The organism is Paenirhizobium cremeum (assembly GCF_047553425.1).
In the GTDB taxonomy this organism is placed as follows: Bacteria; Pseudomonadota; Alphaproteobacteria; order Rhizobiales; family Rhizobiaceae; genus Allorhizobium; species Allorhizobium cremeum.
This window is the reverse complement of record NZ_CP180217.1, coordinates 3,655,677-3,674,991: the sequence shown is the minus strand read 5'-3', so window position 1 is coordinate 3,674,991 and position 19,315 is coordinate 3,655,677. Positions and strand designations below refer to the sequence as shown.

Genomic DNA, 19,315 nt, shown 5'->3' with positions numbered 1-19,315 from the left:
GGCATCCACATGGCATGCCGCCGCGGCAAGATGGTTGCCGCGGCAGCGAATTGCAAGGGCGATTGCGTCGCCGGCCACCGATCCGGTTCGGTTTGGTCCGGGAATGCCTTCGACGACCCTATGTCTTTCCGGAAATCTCTCCGATTTCCACGATCATGCGGCGGCGGAAAGCGCCTTGAATTCGGCGAGGATCGCATCGCCCATTTCGGCGGTGCCGACGCGGGTTGCGCCTTCGGCCATGATGTCGCCGGTGCGGATGCCCTTGTCGAGCACGTTGGCGATCGCCTTTTCGAGGTTGTCGGCTTCCTTGACCATGTTGAAGGAGTAACGCAGGCACATGGCGAAGGAGGCGATCATGGCGATCGGGTTGGCAATGCCCTTGCCGGCGATATCGGGCGCCGAGCCGTGCACGGGCTCGTACATGGCCTTGCGCTTGCCGGTCTTGGCATCCGGTGCACCGAGCGATGCAGACGGCAGCATGCCGAGCGAGCCGGTGAGCATGGCTGCCACGTCGGAGAGCATGTCGCCGAACAGGTTGTCGGTGACGATGACGTCGAACTGCTTCGGCGCGCGCACGAGCTGCATGCCGCCGGCATCGGCCAGCATGTGTTCGAGCTTCACGTCCGGATACTTGGTCTTGTGGGTCTCGGTGACCACCTGGTTCCAGAGCACGCCGGATTTCATGACGTTGCGCTTTTCCATCGAGCAGACGGCGTTCTTGCGGGTGCGAGCCAGCTCGAAGGCGACGGAGGCGATGCGTTCGATCTCGTAGGTGTCGTAGACCTGGGTGTCGATGGCGCGCTTCTGGCCGTTGCCGAGGTCCGTGATGGTCTTCGGCTCGCCGAAATAGACGCCGCCGGTCAGTTCGCGCACGATCAGGATGTCGAGGCCTTCGACCAGTTCCGGCTTCAGGGAAGAGGCTTCGGCGAGGGCCGGATAGCAGATCGCCGGACGCAGGTTGGCGAAGAGCTCGAGATCCTTACGCAGGCGCAGAAGGCCTGCTTCCGGACGTACCTCGTAGGGCACTGCGTCCCACTTCGGGCCGCCGACCGCGCCGAACAGCACGGCGTCTGCGGCGAGCGCCTTCTCCATGTCGGCATCGGTAATCGCGACGCCATGGGCGTCATAGGCGGAACCGCCGACGAGGCCTTCGTCGGTGGTGAAGCCTGCGCCCTGTTCGGCATTCATGTAGTCGATGATCTTGCGCACTTCGGCCATGGTTTCCTGGCCGATGCCATCGCCGGGCAGAAGGAAGAGATTGCGCTGTGTCATGGGGAAGCCTCCCTGGCTTTGAAAGAGTTGCCGCCTTCTATCGGGCAAAGCCCTGCGTTTCAAGGACGCTCAACAGCAGAACGGTACGGTGGGAGGAGCCGTAGCCCTGGGCATCCCGGCGCGAGGGCTCAGGCCGCCGCGCCGGTATCGTTTTCCGAGGTCATATTCGAGAAGCGTCAGGCCCAGGGATGGTTGACGGCGTTCGTCTTTTCGAAGGAGGCAATGGCGCCGGCCTTTTCCAGCGTCAGGCCGATGTCGTCGAGGCCGTTCAGCAGACAATGGCGCTTGAAGGCGTCGATCTCGAACTTGATGCGGCCGCCATCCGGGCCAGTGATTTCCTGGGCTTCCAGATCGACCGTCAGCACGGCGTTGGAGCCGCGACCTGCGTCGTCCATCAGCTTGTCGAGTTCTTCCTGGCTGACGACGATCGGCAGGATGCCGTTCTTGAAGCAGTTGTTGTAGAAAATATCGGCAAAGCTCGTGGAGATCACGCAGCGGATGCCGAAGTCGAGCAGCGCCCACGGTGCATGTTCGCGGGACGAACCGCAGCCGAAATTGTCACCGGCGACCAGTATCTTGGCGTTCTGGTAGGCAGGCTTGTTGAGGACGAAATCCTCGTTGAGCGTGCCGTCTTCCTTGTAGCGGGCTTCGGCGAAGAGGCCTTTTCCGAGACCGGTACGCTTGATGGTCTTCAGATAGTCCTTCGGGATGATCATGTCCGTGTCGATATTGACGACCGGAAGCGGCGCGGCGACGCCGGTGAGCTTTTCGAACTTTTCCATCAGACCCTGCCCTCGGAATGCAATTCAGGAATTTCCGCAGCCCTTAGAGGAAAATTGTGCGGATTTGAAGGTCTTTATTGCCCGAAAGTGTACGCTATCGCCGTCCGCGGCCGTTTTTGCCGCCAGCTTCCGCCGCTCCAACAGGGTCCAGGCCTCAGAGATCGATGATCGTGCCGCGTCCGTCGTTCCAGATGCGCATCTCGCGCTCACCGGATTTCTTGCCTGCCTTGGCATAGACGGGGGCTGCCTTGGTCCGCGCGGTCAGCATGCGGTAGGCGAGCGAAAGCGTCAGCACGGCACCGGCGATCAGCGTCAGCGAGACGGTGAAGGCAGCGGCTGCGGCAATCACGACGATGCCGGCAAGACCCAGAGCGACGGAACGAAGATTCTGCATGTTCGAAATCCTTTCTCGTTCATCAAGGTGGTCCTTCTTCATCGGGAATGCAAGGGCTTTCGAGCAAATGTCGGCTTGCGCGAGGGGGCAAAGATTGGCAGAACGCTGGCATGACTTCCTTTGCCGACGACCACCCTTCCAGATTGCGCCGTTCCGTCCTGAGCGTGCCTGCCGTCAACGTTCGCGCGCTCGAAAAGACCCATGGTCTCGCCTGCGACGCCGTCATCTTCGATCTGGAGGACTCGGTCTTTCCGGATAAAAAGGCCGAGGCGCGCGACAATCTTTGCCGTTTCTTCGCCGAAACGCCGCTTCGCGGCCGCGAAGCCGTTATCCGCGTGAACGAGATCGGCAGCGATTATTTCGCAGAGGACATGGCGGCTGTGATTGCATGCCGGCCCGATGCCGTCCTGCTTCCCAAGGTCGATGGACCCGATGCCGTTCGTGCGGTCGCGGATCTCCTGTCGGAGGCCGATGTGTCAGAAGGTCTCAGGATATGGGCGATGATCGAGACGCCACTCGGCGTGCTGAATGCGGGCCAGATCGCCGCTTCCGGCCGTACCGCCGGCGGTCGGCTCGACTGTTTCGTCGTCGGCCTGAACGACTTGAGAAAGGCGACGGGCGTGGCACCGGAGCCGGAACGCATCTATCTCGTACCCTTCCTGATGCAGGTGATCCTTGCAGCGCGCGCCTATGGACTCGACGCCATCGACAGCGTTTCGAACGATTTCCGCGATCTGGAGGCTTTCGGCCGCGAGTGCCTGCAGGGCCGCTCCATGGGCTTCGACGGCAAGATGCTGATCCATCCGGCGCAGATCGAGGGCGCCAACCGGCATTTCGGTTTTTCCCCGGAGGCGGTCGCCGAGGCCAGGGCGATCGTTGCGGCCTTTGCCGATCCGGCAGCGGCTGCGCTCAACGTCATCAATGTCGAGGGCCGCATGATCGAGCGGCTGCATCTCGATGAGGCTGAGAAACTTCTCGCGAAAATCGCGATCATAGAACAGAGAGAAGGCAAGATATCGTGAAAGTCTATCGTTTCCTCACAGGCCCGGATGACGCATCCTTCTGTCATCGGGTCACCGACGCTCTCAACAAGGGCTGGGAATTGCACGGCGCGCCGAGCCTTTCCTTCAACGCCGCGACCAACCAGATGTATTGCGGCCAGGCCGTGGTGAAGACCGTGCATGGCAAGGACTACGATCCGTCGATGAAGCTCGGCGAGCAGTGAGCCGGATAAAGGTCCGCCGTTCCGGCGGACCTTCGCGATCATTCGGGTCTCATTTGACGGCGGCGTTGCCGCCATCGGCATAAAGCGCCGAACCGGCGACGAAGCTCGACAGCGGGCTTGCGAGGAAAAGCGCTGCCTGGGCGATCTCCTCCGGTCTTGCGATTCGCTTCAATGCATGCAGGCCTGCGGCCCAGTCCTTCTGGGCCTCATCTCCGGCCATGGCCGTGTCCGTGCCGCCGGGCAGAAGCGCGTTTGCGCGGATGTTCCGGCTTCCATAGTCCGCGGTAATTCCCTTCACCAGCCCCATGAGCCCTGCCTTCGCGGCCCCGTAGGCCGCCATGCCGGGCAGACCTACGCTGGTGCCGACGAAACTCGAAACGAAGACGAGGGCGCCCGCGCCGCTTTCCAGCATGGCCGGGATCTGGCGACGGGCGCCGAGAAAGGCCGATGTCAGGTTGGCGGCAAGCGTGTCCTGCCATTCCTTCGGGGCAATTTCCGCAAGCGGCCTGATCGGGCCGACCGTGCCGGCATTGTTGATCGCGATATCGAGCCTGCCGAACCGGCCTGTGGCGGCAGACACCAGTTCCGCGTGGGTTTCGTCCAAGCCGACGTCGCCTGCGACGGCGAGGGCCGTTCCGCCTTCCTGCCGGATGGCGTCGGCAACCTCGTCCAACGCCCTGCGGCCGCGAGCGTTCAGGACGACGGATGCGCCTTCGGCGGCAAGCAGCATGGCCGTTGCACGGCCGATGCCCGACGATGCACCGGTAATGATGGCGACTTTGTTTTTCAGAACCGACATGAGGACCTCCTTGAAATGGAGGCCAAGGGATAGGGGCGTGACAATGCAGCCGCCACCCGTTTCCTGCGTGGCCGGCTCAAGCCTGCGGATCTCGGCCGGAATTGCCTGCGCCTGCGGAATTCGGCCTGAAGCATTTCCGGCGAAAGTGGAAGCCGCTTTTGCTGGAGTTGCTCCTAGCGATCCGCAGCGGCGTCCTCGGCGCTTTCCTCGATGCGTTCCATGTCGTCATCGGAAAGGCCGAAATGATGGCCGATCTCATGGATCAGCACATGGGTGATGATGTCGCCGAGCGTCTCTTCGTTCTCCGCCCAGTAATCGAGAATCGGACGGCGATAGAGGGTAATGCGGTTCGGCATTTCGCCGGTTTCCATGGTGAAGCGCTCGGAAATGCCACGTCCCTCGAACAGGCCGAGCAAATCGAAAGGCGTTTCGAGCGCCATGTCCTCGAAGACCTCGTCCGTCGGAAAATCGGCGATCTCGATAATCAGGTTGCCGGTCAGCGCACGAAACTCCTCCGGCAAATGGCCATAAGCCTCGATCGCCAACGATTCGAATGCGCTGATCGTCGGTGCGTGCCTGTCACGCCAATCTTCGGTCTGGTCAATGCGGGCCATCGTAGCTCCTTGTCGAGCCCTTCATATAGGATCTTTGCCGTCGCTTTTCGAGTGGGAATCCCGTCAAGGAATAAATTCACAGCAAATGTGGTTGACTCTTTGCAAAAGCTCTGGAATCCATAGGAACATATAGAGAACAAATTGACGGGAGAAACGTCATGGGCGGGAACGCTCTGGCGCAGGAAAAGCTTTTTGCCTTGCGCAAGGCGATTGCGAAGATCGAAGGCAAACCTGTCGCGGACGGGTTGATGCCGGTCGCTGGCGATATGGCTGCCCGGACTTCCGACGGTTCCGGTGGGAGGATGGACGGTCTCGGAGACCTTCTTCCCGAGGGCTTTCCGGCCGGGTCGATGATCGAGGTGCGCGGTGTGACGATGCGGGATGCGGCGGCAGTCAGCGGCTTCGGTCTCGGGCTCTGCCTGGCGTGCCGACCCCACCGGCCGGACAGGCGGATCCTCTGGATCGGCGAACGGTCCGTCGCCCGGGAGGCGGGTCTACCTCATGCGGCGGGCCTTGCCGATTACGGCTTCCGGCCGGGCGAATTGCTGCATGCCATGCCGAGGAAGCTCGAAGATGCGCTGTGGCTGGCGGATGCGGCGCTTTCCTGCAGCGCCTTTTCCGCCGTGATGCTGGAGGTTCAGGGCAATCCGCGCGGCTTCGGCCTGACCGAGAGCCGGCGGCTCAGCCTGAAGGCCAAAGGAAGTGGCGGCTTCCTGCTTCTTCTGCGGCAGGCGGGCGAAGAGGAAACAAGCAGCGCTTCCCTGCGCCTGCGCATCGAACCCGCGCCGGCAGCGGCGCGGTCCTTGTCCGGCGGGACGATGCTTGGCGGCAGCATCGGCAACCCCGTCTTTCACCTTGTTCCGGAAAAGAGCCGGCTTGCGGCTCCCCCCGACCTTACCCTGGAGTGGAACCCCCATGACCGTCTGTTTTACCCCGCAACTTCCCCTTCTTCCAGCGGGGCACTCCCCTTCCGTCCGGCGCATTCTGGCGCTCTGGTTTCCCCGGCTTTCGACCGACAGGCTGGCGCGACGGCGCTGGGGCCTGTCATGGCGTTCGAAAGGGCGTCCTGAACATCCGCCGGTTGTCTGCGCCGGCCGGATGCAAAACAGCATGCGGCTGACGGCGCTCGACGAGGCGGCCGAGGCAATCGGCCTGAGGGTGGGACAGGGACTTGCGGAAGCGCGGGCAATCTGCCCCACGCTCGAGGTCGTGGAAGCCGACCAGCATGCGGATCGGCATTTTCTCGAGGCGATTGCCGACTGGTGTGATCGCTATACGCCATTGGTGGCGATCGACGGGCTCGACGGGCTTCTGCTCGACATTACCGGCTGCGCTCATCTCTTTGGCGGAGAGCAGGGCCTGATCGACGATATTCTGCGGCGTCTTCTGCAACTCGGCCTTGACGTGCGGGGGGCGATTTCCTCGACCACTGGCCTTTCCTGGGCGGCGGTGCGGTTTTCGGACAGGCGGGTGATTGCCGACGAGGCGATGGTTGCGGTCCTTTCGGCCCTGCCGATGCGGGCGCTGCGCATCGACACCGATATGTCGTTGACGCTCGCCCGGGTCGGCCTGAAACAGGTGGGCGATCTCCTGGCTGCGCCGCGCGGACCGTTGACGCGGCGTTTCGGGCCGGAACTTCTGCTCAGGCTCGACCAGGCGCTTGGGCGGGAGGGCGAACCGATCGTGCCGCGTCGGCCGGTCGCCCTTCTTTCGGTCGAGCGGCGTCTGGCTGAACCGGTGCGCGACGAGGAGGCGATCCTCGATCTCGTCGGGCGGCTGGCGGCGGGGCTGAAATCCGGGCTGGAAGGACGTGGCGAAGGCGGGCGCCTCTTCGAACTCCTGCTGTTTCGCGTGGACGGACGCGTCTTCCGCATCGAGATCGGAGCGGCAAGCCCCTTGCGCGATGCTTCTCGGATCAAGGCCTTGTTCAACGAGCGCATGGCCGTGCTTCATGACGATCTGGATGCCGGCTTCGGTTTCGAAATCATCAGGCTCAATGTCTTGCAATCGGAACCTCTCGATCAGAAACAGGCGATGTTCGGTTCCCGGCTGTCCGGTTCCGATCAATCCCCTGATTTCATCGACCGGGTGGCGGCGCGCTTCGGGCGGGATTTTCTCAGGCAGCCCGTGCTTCATGCCAGCCATTGGCCGGAGCGGGCATCGAGCCTTGCTCCGCTTGCCGACATGGCGCGATCGGCTGCGGCGGATGTGGCGCGACCGGTCCGCAATGAACGGCCGATCCGGCTTCTTGCCCATCCCGAACCGATCGAGGTCATGGCCGAGGTGCCGGACGGCGCTCCGGTCGGATTTCGCTGGCGTCGCGCCCTGCACCGGGTCGCCCGGGCCGAGGGACCGGAACGGCTGAGCGCGGAATGGTGGGTTGACGGCGAGGATACGCCCCCACGGGATTACTTCCGCATTGAGGACAGCGCCGGCCATCGGTTCTGGCTTTATCGTCAGGGACTTTACGAACGCGGCGCTACCGATCCCGGTTGGTTCATGCAAGGGCTCTTCGCATGAGCACGCCTGTTTTCTTCGAGATCGGGGCGGCGAGCAACTTCTCCTTCCTCGAAGGTGCCGCGCATCCCGAGGAGATGGTTGCGACGGCCAATGCGCTTGGCATCGCAGGGCTCGGACTTGCCGATCGCAACACAGTTGCGGGCGTGGTGCGCATGCATGCCGCAGCGAAAGTCACGGGTTACGCCATCAGGCCCGGTGCCCGGCTCGTTTTTGCCGATGGCACGCCGGAGCTTCTGGCCTATCCGATGAACCGGCGCGGCTGGGGACATCTCTGCCGGATGCTGAGTGCGGGAAACCTGCGATCGGAGAAGGGCATTTGCACACTCTATGAGGCCGATCTTCTCGAATGGTCCGAAGATCTCATGTTTGTGGCCATGGCGCCGGCATTCGCCAACCCCGAACAGGCGGAAGCGTTTTGCGGACGCCTGGCAGTTCTTGCCGCATATCTGACGGATCAGCTCTATCTGGCGCTGGTACCGCGTTATAACGGCCTCGACCGGCTAACCTTCGCCCGGCTGCAGGCGATGGGCGAACGGCTTTCCATCCCCCTCATTGCCAGCAATGCGCCCTTTTATCACGTGCCCGAACGCAAGCCGCTTGCCGATATCGTCACGGCCATTCGCGACCATGTGACGCTTGCTGAAGCCGGCTTCCGTCTCGCTGCCAATGCCGAGCGGCATCTGAAGCCGCCCGGTGAAATGGCGCGGCTTTTCCGTCTTTATCCCGACGCCATCGAGGCGACCGCCGATTTCTTCGGCCGGCTCGATTTCTCCCTCGATGAGCTCAGTCATCAATATCCCGATGAAACGGTCGATGGCGAGCCGGCGGACAGGGCCTTGCGCCGGCTGACCTATGAGGGGGCTGCCCGGCGCTTCCAGGAAGGCGTTCCGCCCAAGGTCGCAGACCTCCTCGAATACGAACTGAAGCTGATCGCGGACAAGCGTTACGAACCTTATTTCCTGACCGTCCACCGCATCATCACCTATGCTCGCAGTCAGGACATTCTCTGCCAGGGACGCGGATCGGCCGCCAATTCCGCGGTGTGCTACTGCCTCGGCATTACCGAGGTGGATCCGTCGGCGACGACGCTGCTCTTCGACCGCTTCATTTCGACCGAACGCGAGGAGCCGCCAGATATCGATGTCGATTTCGAACATGCCCGGCGCCAGAAGGTCATCCAGTTCATCTACGACACATACGGGCGCGAGCATGCGGCGCTGACGGCGGCCGTCATCAGTTACCGGGCCCGTTCGGCCGGCCGTGAGACTGCCAAGGTTTTCGGTCTTTCGGAGGATGTGCAATCGGCGCTTGCGGGGTCGATATGGGGCTGGTCCACATCCGAAATCTCGGAACGCGAGGCGCGGGCGGCAGGGCTCGAACTTGCCGATCCGACAACCCGCAGCGTCCTCGGTTACGCGTCGGAACTGATCGGGTTTCCCCGGCATCTTTCCCAGCATGTCGGCGGTTTCGTGATCACCCGGGACCGGCTCGACGAGGTGGTTCCGATCATGAACACTGCCGATGGCCGTTACATGGTGGAGTGGAACAAGGACGATCTCGATACGCTGAAGATCCTCAAGGTCGACGTTCTCGCACTCGGCATGCTCACCTGCCTTGCCAAGGCGATGAAGCTGCTCGCCTGCGACTATGGGCGAGAGGAGACGCTTGCCACTCTTTTCAAGGATCAACAGGACGACGTTTACGACATGATCTGCCGGGCCGATACGCTCGGCGTCTTCCAGATCGAGAGCCGGGCGCAGATGAGCATGCTGCCGCGGCTGAAGCCCAGGCGGTTCTACGATCTGGTGATCGAGGTGGCGATCGTCCGGCCGGGCCCGATCCAGGGAAACATGGTGCATCCCTATCTGAAGAACCGCGAAAATGTCTCGCGGGGCCAGGAGGTCATATATCCGAAGCCTGAATTGAAGACCGTTCTTGAGCGGACGCTTGGGGTGCCGCTCTTCCAGGAACAGGCCATGCAGATCGCGATCACGGCTGCCGGTTTCACGCCGGCCGAGGCCGACCAGTTGCGGCGCGCCATGGCGACGTTCCGCCGAACGGGACAGGTTGCCGATTTCAGGCAGCGTTTCATCAAGGGCATGATGGCCAGGGGTTATGACGGGGATTTTGCCAAGCAATGCTTCAGCCAGATCGAGGGTTTCGGCGAATATGGGTTTCCCGAAAGCCACGCGGCTTCCTTTGCCCTGTTGGTTTATGCATCCGCCTGGATGAAGGCCTATTATCCCGACGTCTTCTGTGCGGCCATGCTCAATTCCCAACCCATGGGTTTCTATGCGCCGGCGCAACTCATACGCGATGCCCGCGAGCACGGGATCAATGTGCGGCCGGTCGATATCAATTTTTCAGTCTGGGATGCAGAACTGGAAGAGGATGACTTTGGCGCCCGGCGCATCGCACAGCGGCATGCGTCGATGCGAACGGTCATTCTCAGCAGGAAGGCGATCCGGCTGGGTTTCCGTATGGTCAAGGGGTTGTCGGAAGCGGATATGAGACTGCTGGTCGAGCGGCGAGGGACAGGCTATGTCTCGATCCGGGATCTCTGGCTGAGGACCGGCCTGCCGCGATCGACGATCGAGCTGCTTGCCGATGCCGACGCTTTCACCTCGCTCGGACTTGACCGGCGGGATGCGCTTTGGGCGGCGCGTGCCCTCGACAAGGAGGCCGTCGTCGAAAGCCTGCCGCTCTTCGAAAGAGTATCCGATAGCGATCTGCAGGTGGAGGAGCCGATGGCATTGCAGCCGATCCCGGCAGGTGAGGCGGTGATCCAGGATTATCGGGTTCTGGCGCTCTCGCTGAAGGCGCATCCGCTTTCCTTCCTGCGCACCGATCTTGCGCGCCGCGGCATCGTCCGATCCGCCGAACTGGAAAATATTGCTGCCGGCCGCTTCGTGAAGGTCGCCGGGCTCGTTCTGGTGCGGCAGCGGCCTGGTTCGGCGAAGGGGGTCATCTTCATGACCGTCGAGGATGAGACCGGCATCGCCAATATCATCGTCTGGAAGAAGACTTTCGAGCGTTATCGCCCGATCGTGATGGGCGCGCGGCTGGTGACCGTCCATGGCCGACTGCAAAAGGCAAGCGGCGTCATCCATATCGTGGCCGAGCATATCGAGGATTCCACGGAAAAACTCGGCCTGCTCAAGGAGAGGGCGAACCGTTTTGGCGCTCCCGTCGGCGGCGAAACGGCGTATGGCGGCACGGCCGGTCGCCATCGCGGATCAACCGACGCCGGTCGGCATGGAGATGGGCCGATATCCCTGCCGGACCGGCGGAACGATGTGACGGAGGTCATGCCGAAGGGACGCAATTTTCATTAAGGGGATTGCAGTTCCTGGACGCCGGCCGGCCGGATATCCGTCCATGCCGCCTTCACGATATGTCTCATCTTCGCCCGCTGCCTTGCATTCCGGTGGATCGCTGCATCCGCTGGACCGGGCAACGCTTCCCTTCTTCCTTGCCGGTCGAGGTCCGGCATTGGCTTGCCATCCCTGGTCATCCGGCGAGGTCCTGCGGCATGCGCTCACCGACGCCAGCCGGATCGACGCCGGATACGGACTTGCGGTTTCCATCGCCGTTCCGCTTGTTGTCCTCTTTCCGACCGGTGGCCCTTCAGCGCCTCTGCCGAGCCGCTCCTCGAATCGCGGGGCGGATCCCGCCCCTTGGCGCCGCTACCGTCAGCGCTCCAGTTTCGCCCGCCGAAGGCCGGCCGCTTATGGATGCAGTGCTCTTCCATATATCGAGCAAGAGTGTTCAGCGGTTTTGCGGCAAAACGATATGCGTTAAAACAGGGGCGTAGAACGTGCCGAGCGTATCTGAAGATCGCGATGGGCTCTATATTCACGCGCCAGGAAACAGTCGCTCCTTATCCGAGCCGGCGGGCCCGATAAGGATAGCCTCCCAAAAAAGCGGACACCAATGTCCTCTCCTCAACCCAGCCGCCTGATAACAATCGTCCTGGTCTCGCGGGCGGGCGATCGAATGAGGTTGTCCACCAGATCGGCAGCCTGGGCAGCGATCTCCGGCACACCCGTCAGCTCGCCGAAGGCGGGGCGAGCGGGAGGGCCCGCAACGAAAAGGCTGGTGTTAGGAGTGCCGTCTGTGGCAATTGCGCGGCCGGCGTCGTCGCAGACCAAGCCCAGTCCCAGCGGATCGGATTGAATAAAACCGTCCCGGTGCATTGCGAGCAGAAAACGCTGGTGCGAACAGTAGTCACGAAAATCGCGCCCTGTCGCGAGCAGAATGCGATTGCAGTGGCGTTCGGTCATGCCGCTTCGTGTCCGGATCGTCGTCGCCAGGTCATGCCTGTCGCCCCGCACGGAGCAGATATGGCCGGCGAGGATATCCATCCGCCGGGAGGCAAGGCCACGCTCAAGCGCGGCTGAAACCTGGGGAGGCATGCGGTAGCGATGAACGTCGTACCAGCGTCGCAACCGGCGGAGAAACTTTTGTCTTTCCGCCGAAGGCAGGTTCTGCCAGAGAGATTGGGATTGCTGACGCAGCGCATCGAAAACGGATTGCCACGGGATGCCTTGCGCCTGCGCCTGCGAGATGGTCGCGCGAACTCTGGTCAGAAGCTGGCGGGTGGACGTCGGTTTTTCATCCAGGAACTCACCGAACGGGGCAAAGCCTGCGCCGGCATGGGGCCTCGGCAGAAGGCCGGACCGGGACAGAAGAGTGACCTGCCCGAAGTGCCCCAGAGCCTCGAGACGAACAACGGCATCCAGGGCGGTGAGACCGGAGCCGACAATCAGGATCGGCGCGGCCGGATCGATATTTTCAAAGGCGTTCGGCGCGAATGCATCGATAACGCCGCCTGCGGCGCGGCGGTCAAGCGTATCCAACACCGGCGGTCTCGACACAGCCGGATGACCGGTCGCCAGAATCAGGACGTCGGCTGCGACAGACATGCCTCCCGCACTCGTCACGCGCCATTGTTCCTCCATTCGGGAGACGGACCGCACGTTTTCCCGAACGTGGCGGATTGCGCCTCGCTCGAGCAAGGGTGACAGCTGCGTCTCCATGAACCGTCCGAAGTCGCGGCGCCGGGCGAACACGCCCTCCGGCGTTACTGCCTGGGGATCTACGGTGAGGGTTCCACTCGTCTGCAGCCAGTCCAGAAAGGCCGCAGGCGCGCCCGGAATGGCCCGCATGCGGTGTGCTGCGACGTTGAGACGAAGATCTGCGTCTTCGACATCGTAAGCAAGACCGGCGCCCAGCCTGTCACGCGGCTCGAAGACCGTCACTTCCTCCAGGTCTCGTGGGCCGCGCTCGACAAGAAGCTTGGCGATCAGGGCGCCGGTGTAGCCTCCTCCGATAATGGCGATTCGTGAACTCGATCTATGCGCGGTGGGGCAGGATCGCACCGAGGACACTCTGATTTTCAACATGGCAGACTTCCTTGCGGTTCGCGGCGGTACATCTGGACATATTTTCTATAAAATATATGTAGTTTAAAAACGCTTGTCTACAGGGACGGTTCCCCCGCTGCTATCTCTTGCTTCCGACACCATGAGCGGAGAGAAAGCATGAGCACCTTCATTGCGACCGAGTTTGCAGAGTCCGCCATTCGCCCTGTCTTCGATCGACCGGCGGATGCCGGAAGCTTGAAGGAGGCGCTGAGAACCCTCGGCGGGGGCGTCAGCGTTATCACCGCAGGCGAAGGCGAAGAGCGGTCCGGCGCGACCGTTACCTCCGCAACGGCGCTGTCCGTCGAGCCTCCGCGCATGCTGGTATCCCTGAACAGATCCTCCTCGACGTGGCCCGTCGTCGAGCGCTTTCGCCATTTCGCGGTGAATGTGATCGGGGTCGACCACAGGAGCATCGCGAACCGTTTCGCCGGGATAGGGGGGTTGCGGGGGCCTGAGCGATATGCCGGCGCCGAATGGACGAGGCTTGCAAGCGGAGCGCCGGTGCTGGAAGATGCCGTGGCGGCGCTCGATTGTGAGGTCGAGGAGGCCATCGAGCGGCATAGCCACGTGATCGTGATCGGCAAGGTTCTGGCTATACGTCTCGGGCAGGGACAATCGTTGCTGTATCAGAACGGACGGTACCATTCGATCTGAAACGGGGCGCGCAAAAGTGTCGAGCGGTTTTGTGGTGACGGCGTGCTATAAAACAAAGCCTTAAAGCGTGCGGAGCGAATCCGGAGGATCGCGATGGGCGTCACGGATGGCGGTCCATCTCTCAGGCGGAGGCATTGAATGATGACATCGGCTCCAGATCGATTGCGTCCCGTTCCCGCGACGCTTCCGACCGAGGGGCATGTCATCGCCGCCGTCGAGGCCTTTTTACGGGCGCCACTTCCGCAGGGGCGTGACGGAATGTCGGCGCTGTCGAGGACCGGGCTTCTCGCGATTTCCATACCCGCGGCCTTCGGGGGCGCGGACATCTCGAACACGATCGTCGCCGAAGCCGTGAGCCGACTGGCCGTTTCCAGCAAGGATCTGGCCATTCACTTTGCGAGACACTTGGTGGCGCTCGAACTCCTTCGCACTAGCGGCTCAATCGAACAGCGCAAGGCCCTCTATACCCGAGTGGTCCTTGGGGAGACGTTCGAGCGCCTTTCCATTCTACCGGGCGATCCCGTCCCGCGACTGGTCCGCCAAGGTCTATCCTTCACCGTGGAGCCGGCCCCTGCACCGGGTCCGGCTTCCGAAGCAGACTGGCGCGTGGTGGCGGGACTGGGGCCCGGCACCGTTGAGGTTGCGGCAATACTGCCGGGGACGCACTGGCAGGCGGAAGACGATGAAGCCGTGCCATCCGCCGCGACTTCCGTCTCTCCCGACCATGTTCTCGAAATGGCTCCTGAAGCATCGCTGCTAGCCGAGTTCATGGAGACTTTTCTGGACGGGGCGATCCTCCGCGGTGAATATGACGACGCATCCGGAAGCGGCATGCCGGACAATCTGTCGGTCGAATTCGAGCTTCTGGATGCCATGATCCTGAAGGTGGCGTCGGTTATCGACATCATACAAGTGGACCAGTCCCAACTCGATGTCGCCCGCATTCTACGCCTCCGTCAGGCCTTGGAAGCAGCGCGCCGCCGTTCAGGTGGTGCGACGGTTCGCGGTCGATAAGGCTCGCGGGGATCGCGGCAGTCTCACAGGCTTCGAACGCGGCGCAGCCGGCGGAACGGATGGGTACAAGACGACCCGTCCCGAGCGGAGCGATCTCTTCGATAGCGGTTCCGTCGGCGGCCTCGACAGCGCAAGGTCGACCAGCGCTTTCAGCCAAATCTGCCTTTTTGTCAGCGTGCGGTGCAGAGGTTCCGCTCGTGAGCCATGGCTGCGGGCTTCGCGAAAATACGCGGGATTCCCAAATCACGTGTGCAAGCCGCGTCCTGGGGGCGCTCTCTAGGTCCTCCTTCTTTTCCGGGTCCCGCGTCAGTCCGTTCGTGAGTGCGCTTTCGGCGGAAAATCAATTCGCGAAGGAGCGGAATATTCGCAATTCTATTTCTCTATATAAAATATAGACAATGTAGGCTGCTCCCATTCGATTATCTGACCAAGAGAGGACGAGTCCATGACACGCAAGATCAGACTTGGAGCATTTCTGCCCGGTGGCGGACAGCATATCGCCTCATGGCGGCATCCCGACCAACCCGTCGACGGAGCGGTCAGTTTCGAGTTCCACAAACAGTTAGCCTTAACCGCGGAGCGCGGCCTGTTCGACGCCTATTTTCTGGCGGACGGTCTCGCGGTGGGTTTCGGCGGCGCTCGGGAAGGCGGCAATGCCCGCGTTGCGGGCTTCGAACCCGTCACGCTTTTCGCAGCCCTCGCACCCTTCACCACCCATCTCGGCTTCATCGCAACCGCCTCGACGACCTATGAAGAGCCCTACAATACGGCGCGCAAATTTGCATCGCTCGATTTGATCTCTGACGGGCGTGCGGGCTGGAACGTCGTGACCACAACCGGCGATGCCACGGCGCAGAACTTCAATCGTGATACGCAGTTGCCGCATGCCGATCGTTACAGGCGCGCCGCCGAGCATGTAGAGGTCGTCAGGAAACTCTGGGACAGTTTCGAGGATGATGCCTTCATCCGCGACAAGGAGACCGGCGTCTTCTTCGATCCCGCCAAGCTTCACGATGCTGACCACAAGGGCGAGCACTTCAGGGTCAAGGGCCCGCTGAACGTCTCGCGTTCGCGCCAGGGCCATCCGGTCATCGTCCAGGCCGGTCAGTCGGACGACGGTCGCGGTCTTGCTGCGGCGACGGCCGAAGTGATCTTCACCGCGCACCAGCACATCGAGACGGCGCGGGAATTCTATCGCGACATCAAGAACCGCGCACGCGGTCTCGGGCGCAATCCCGACCACATTTTAATCATGCCCGGCGTGTCGCCTTTCGTTGGCCGCACGGAAGAGGAGGCGCGCGAGAAATACGATCGCCTCACCTCGCTCATTCTCGAAGAGGACGGCGTCGGTCTCCTCAACGGCCTGACAGGCGGAACGCTCGACCTGCGGGGTTACGATCTCGACGGTCCTCTGCCGCCGGCTCCGCCAACCGAGGGCATGAAGAGCCGGCAGGCGCTGATCCGTCAGATCGCCGACGAAAACAACTTCTCGATCCGTCAACTCTACCAGTGGGTCGCTTCGGCGCGTGGTCACTTCACGATCGTCGGAACGCCCGGGCAGATCGCCGACACGCTGCAGGAATGGTTCGAGAACGAGGCTGCCGACGGCTTCAACATTCTGCCGCCATGGCTGCCGACCGGCCTCAACGACTTCGTCGACCTGGTGATCCCTGAACTGCAGCGTCGCGGGCTGTTCCGGACCGCCTACGAGGGTCGGACACTGCGCGAGAACCTCGGCCTGCCATTTCCGGTAAACCGTCATGCCGGCAAGCACGCGGTCATCCAGGCCGCAGAGTGAGGGTCAGCCATGTCCTATGAAGATCTTCGGCATGACAGCGCCTATGGTCTCGGCCTCTCCGGAACGGAAGGCCGCACGCCGAAATGGCTGATACAGACGGCGGCAGCCGTGACACCGGTCCTCTCCCGCTATGGCCTGGTCATCGGGTTTCTGGTGTTCTGGCAGGCATCGGTCAAGTTCGGCCTCGTGAACGCTTCGGTATTCCCGCCCCTCGACCAGATTATCGCTGCGCTCTGGAAGGGTATCGCTTCCGGTGCCCTCGTGGATGACATCGCGATCAGCCTGCAGCGATCGGGCATCGCATTCGCCGCAGCGGTCGGGCTCGGTATCCCGCTTGGTCTCCTAATGGGCCAGGTCCGCGCAATCGAGCAGGTGCTCGATCCACTGCTGCAATTCTTTCGCCAGACGTCGGCTCTCGCCCTTTATCCCGTCTTCATTCTGCTGCTCGGGTTGGGGGAAGCGTCCAAGGTCTTCGTCATTTTCTGGGCGACGCTCTTTCCGATCCTTCTGTCCACCATCGGCGGGGTGAAGGAAGTGGATCGGAAACTGATCGAAATGGCACGCACTTACGGCGCCGGACCGCTCCAGATCTTCCGCCGGGTGGTCTTGCCGGCATCCGTTCCCGCCATCTTTGTCGGTCTGAGGCTTTCGGCGACCACCGCACTGTTACTCCTTATCGCGGCCGAAATGATCGGCGCCAACAAAGGCATCGGCTTCCAGGTGATGAATGCCCAGTACAATTTCCAGATCCCGTTGATGTTCGCCGCGATCCTGCTTCTGGCGCTTCTCGGCCTCGCCGCCAATGCTGCGCTGGTCTTCCTGCAGCGACGCCTCTGCCGATGGGCCTGAACGCCCGGACCGGCACCTTCCCGTTATCTCGTGCCCGTTATCTCGTGATTGAAAGGAAAATTCCCATGACACCCCATTCCCGCAAGCTGTTCCTCTCCGCAATCATCGCGCTTTTTCTGGCAGGCACCGCCTATGCCGCGGAGGAGGTCAAGCTCCGCTATCTCGCCAGCCAGGGCGGATTGTCGGCCCATGAACTTGCCGCCGAACTCGGCTATTTCGACGCCACCGGTATTACCATTGAAAATGTCGGCTATGCCACGGGTGGTCCGGCCTCGCTGGTCGCGCTTGCCTCGGGCGACGTGGAAATCGGCAGCGCCGCGACCTCTGCCGTGCTGAATTCGATCGTGGGCGGAAACGATTTCGTCGCCGCCTATCCGTCGAACGGCATCAATGACGATGTGCAATCGATCTTCTATGTGCTCGAAGACAGTCCAATAAAGGATATCAAAGACATAGTTGGTAAGAGCATCGCGGTGAACACGCTCGGAGCTCATCTTGACTATACGATCCGCGAGGCGCTCCATTCGGTCGGCCTGCCCTCCGATGCCGCCAATCAGATCGTCGTTCCGGGGCCGCAGCTGGAGCAGGTCCTCAGGTCGGGTCAGGTCGACGTTTCGGCTTTCGGCTACTGGCAGACCACCTTCGAAGGCGCGGCCAGGCAAAATGGCGGACTGCGCGCGATCTTCGACGATACCGACGTGCTCGGAGAAATCGCCGGCGGCTTCGTTGTTCTGCGCCGCGACTTCATCGAGAAGCATCCGCAAGCCGCCAGGGTTTTCGTCGAACAATCGCAGCGCGCCCTGGATTACGCCCGCGAACATCCCGAGGAGACCAGGGCGATTTTTGCCAAGGCGCTCGCCGAACGCGGCGAAAATCCGGACATCGCCCGCTATTTCAGGGGTTATGGCGTGCGGCCGGGCGGCAAGGCGGTCGAGCGCGATCTTCAGTTCTGGATCGACGTCCTTGTGCGCGAAGGCAAGCTCAGGGAAGGGCAACTGGCCGCAAGGGACCTTCTCTACACTCCCGAGACGGCGAGCAATTGAGGCGTGACGATGGCTCCTTCAGGCACGATTCGCGGAGAGGTGGCGGTTCGTCACCTTTCCAAGTCCTTCATCCTCAACGGCAAACCCTTGCCGGTTCTGCATGACCTGAACCTTATGATCCGCTCGGGCGAGAGCCTGGCGATCGTGGGGGCCAGCGGCTCCGGCAAGACGACGCTTCTCAGAATTCTTGCAGGTCTCGAAGAGGCCGATGGCGGCGATGTGCTGATCGATGGCCGACAGGTCCGCGGCGTCGGCACCGAGCGGGCGGTCATCTTCCAGGAGCCACGCCTTCTGCCCTGGTTGACGGTTATCGACAATATCGGTTTCGGCCTGGAGACGCGTGGCCTATCCCGCGAGGAGGCTCGGCTCGCCTCCCAGAGATATGTCGATCTCGTCGGCCTCAAGGGCTTCGAGACCGCCTATCCCCGTCAGCTCTCGGGCGGCATGGCGCAGAGGGTGGGCATCGCCCGCGCGCTTGCCGTCCAGCCGGAGATCCTTCTGCTCGACGAACCCCTGGGTGCGCTCGACGCCATGACCAAGATCGGCATGCAGCAGGAGTTGGCGCGCATCTGGAAGGAGGAGGACGTGACGACGGTGCTCGTTACTCACGATCTCGAGGAGGCGATCTTCCTGGCTGACCGCATCCTGATCCTGCCGCGCGAAAAAGGCGGGGAGCCAAGGCTGATCGACATCGACCTTCCGCGCCCGCGCGATCGCAGCACCCCCGGCTTTGTGCGCCAGCGCGAAGAATTGCTCGGGCTGTTCGGCCTGCATTAGGAAATCGGGGGGCTGCCAATTGCAGACGGTCCGCTTTCACGAAGATCCTCGGGCGCGGGCAAGTGTAAGAAAGCGCCCGGGGAACGAACCCGCTGGTCAAAGGCGACGGCCTATCGGTGCAAAGCTTTGCTCAAAGACAACTCATTCA

The 19,315-nt window shown here is 62.2% G+C and carries 17 protein-coding genes; 11 read left to right on the top strand and 6 right to left on the bottom strand.

Annotated elements, in window-relative coordinates; all coding sequences use genetic code 11:
- Positions 1-153 precede the first annotated feature (153 nt).
- From leuB to ACLBKR_RS17740, 3 genes are all read right to left on the bottom strand, one after another.
- The gene (leuB, locus tag ACLBKR_RS17750) at positions 154-1,272 is read right to left on the bottom strand and encodes a 3-isopropylmalate dehydrogenase (protein ID WP_112830549.1); all 1,119 of its coding nucleotides are present in this window, start codon (positions 1,270-1,272) and stop codon (positions 154-156) included.
- Positions 1,273-1,448: 176 nt separating this feature from the next.
- Entirely contained in the window at positions 1,449-2,054 is a 606-nt protein-coding gene (leuD, locus tag ACLBKR_RS17745) for a 3-isopropylmalate dehydratase small subunit (protein ID WP_113338111.1), read from the bottom strand.
- 154 nt (positions 2,055-2,208) lie between these two features.
- Positions 2,209-2,448 carry a hypothetical protein gene (locus ACLBKR_RS17740; protein ID WP_112830720.1) on the bottom strand — a complete coding sequence of 80 codons (240 nt, stop codon included), beginning with the start codon at positions 2,446-2,448 and terminating at the stop codon, positions 2,209-2,211.
- A gap of 110 nt (positions 2,449-2,558) precedes the next feature.
- Between ACLBKR_RS17740 and ACLBKR_RS17735 the strand changes: the two genes are divergently transcribed.
- Positions 2,559-3,470, top strand: a complete 912-nt coding sequence (locus ACLBKR_RS17735) for an HpcH/HpaI aldolase/citrate lyase family protein (protein WP_414899859.1) — start codon at positions 2,559-2,561, stop codon at positions 3,468-3,470.
- Positions 3,467-3,673, top strand: a complete 207-nt coding sequence (locus ACLBKR_RS17730; protein WP_112830546.1) for a DUF1737 domain-containing protein — start codon at positions 3,467-3,469, stop codon at positions 3,671-3,673. The genes ACLBKR_RS17735 and ACLBKR_RS17730 overlap by 4 nt, the downstream gene beginning before the upstream one ends.
- A gap of 49 nt (positions 3,674-3,722) precedes the next feature.
- Here the strand turns inward: ACLBKR_RS17730 and ACLBKR_RS17725 are convergent, their stop codons facing one another.
- Positions 3,723-4,472, bottom strand: coding sequence for an SDR family oxidoreductase (locus tag ACLBKR_RS17725; protein WP_113486241.1), 750 nt, complete (start codon positions 4,470-4,472; stop codon positions 3,723-3,725).
- A 173-nt stretch (positions 4,473-4,645) separates the two neighbouring features.
- A complete protein-coding gene (locus ACLBKR_RS17720) occupies positions 4,646-5,086 on the bottom strand; it encodes a metallopeptidase family protein (protein ID WP_112830544.1) in 441 nt (146 codons plus the stop codon).
- Positions 5,087-5,244: 158 nt separating this feature from the next.
- Here ACLBKR_RS17720 and ACLBKR_RS17715 point away from each other — a divergent pair, with 158 nt between their 5' ends.
- The 3 genes from ACLBKR_RS17715 to ACLBKR_RS17705 are packed head-to-tail and all read left to right on the top strand — an operon-like array spanning position 5,245 to position 10,941.
- Positions 5,245-6,156: an ImuA family protein gene (locus ACLBKR_RS17715; protein WP_414899856.1), complete on the top strand. Its 912-nt coding sequence runs from the start codon at positions 5,245-5,247 to the stop codon at positions 6,154-6,156.
- 40 nt (positions 6,157-6,196) lie between these two features.
- A complete protein-coding gene (locus ACLBKR_RS17710; protein WP_414899854.1) occupies positions 6,197-7,606 on the top strand; it encodes a DNA polymerase Y family protein in 1,410 nt (469 codons plus the stop codon).
- Positions 7,603-10,941, top strand: coding sequence for an error-prone DNA polymerase (locus ACLBKR_RS17705; RefSeq protein ID WP_113447461.1), 3,339 nt, complete (start codon positions 7,603-7,605; stop codon positions 10,939-10,941). Before ACLBKR_RS17710 ends, ACLBKR_RS17705 begins: the two co-directional genes overlap by 4 nt.
- 609 nt (positions 10,942-11,550) lie before the next feature.
- Here ACLBKR_RS17705 and ACLBKR_RS17700 read toward each other — a convergent pair.
- Positions 11,551-13,011: an FAD/NAD(P)-binding protein gene (locus ACLBKR_RS17700; protein WP_113447460.1), complete on the bottom strand. Its 1,461-nt coding sequence runs from the start codon at positions 13,009-13,011 to the stop codon at positions 11,551-11,553.
- Positions 13,012-13,149: 138 nt separating this feature from the next.
- Between ACLBKR_RS17700 and ACLBKR_RS17695 the strand changes: the two genes are divergently transcribed.
- From ACLBKR_RS17695 to ACLBKR_RS17670, 6 genes are all read left to right on the top strand, one after another.
- Positions 13,150-13,686, top strand: coding sequence for a flavin reductase family protein (locus tag ACLBKR_RS17695; RefSeq protein WP_113447459.1), 537 nt, complete (start codon positions 13,150-13,152; stop codon positions 13,684-13,686).
- 138 nt (positions 13,687-13,824) lie between these two features.
- The gene (locus ACLBKR_RS17690; RefSeq protein ID WP_112830538.1) at positions 13,825-14,700 is read left to right on the top strand and encodes an acyl-CoA dehydrogenase family protein; all 876 of its coding nucleotides are present in this window, start codon (positions 13,825-13,827) and stop codon (positions 14,698-14,700) included.
- 445 nt (positions 14,701-15,145) lie between these two features.
- A complete protein-coding gene (locus tag ACLBKR_RS17685) occupies positions 15,146-16,498 on the top strand; it encodes an LLM class flavin-dependent oxidoreductase (protein ID WP_113447458.1) in 1,353 nt (450 codons plus the stop codon).
- 9 nt (positions 16,499-16,507) lie between these two features.
- Positions 16,508-17,347, top strand: a complete 840-nt coding sequence (locus ACLBKR_RS17680) for an ABC transporter permease (RefSeq protein ID WP_113338120.1) — start codon at positions 16,508-16,510, stop codon at positions 17,345-17,347.
- A 65-nt stretch (positions 17,348-17,412) separates the two neighbouring features.
- The gene (locus tag ACLBKR_RS17675; protein ID WP_113486238.1) at positions 17,413-18,390 is read left to right on the top strand and encodes an ABC transporter substrate-binding protein; all 978 of its coding nucleotides are present in this window, start codon (positions 17,413-17,415) and stop codon (positions 18,388-18,390) included.
- A 9-nt stretch (positions 18,391-18,399) separates the two neighbouring features.
- On the top strand, positions 18,400-19,167 hold the full coding sequence (locus ACLBKR_RS17670; RefSeq protein ID WP_113486236.1) for an ABC transporter ATP-binding protein: 768 nt from the start codon (positions 18,400-18,402) through the stop codon (positions 19,165-19,167).
- The last annotated feature ends 148 nt before the right edge of the window (positions 19,168-19,315 follow it).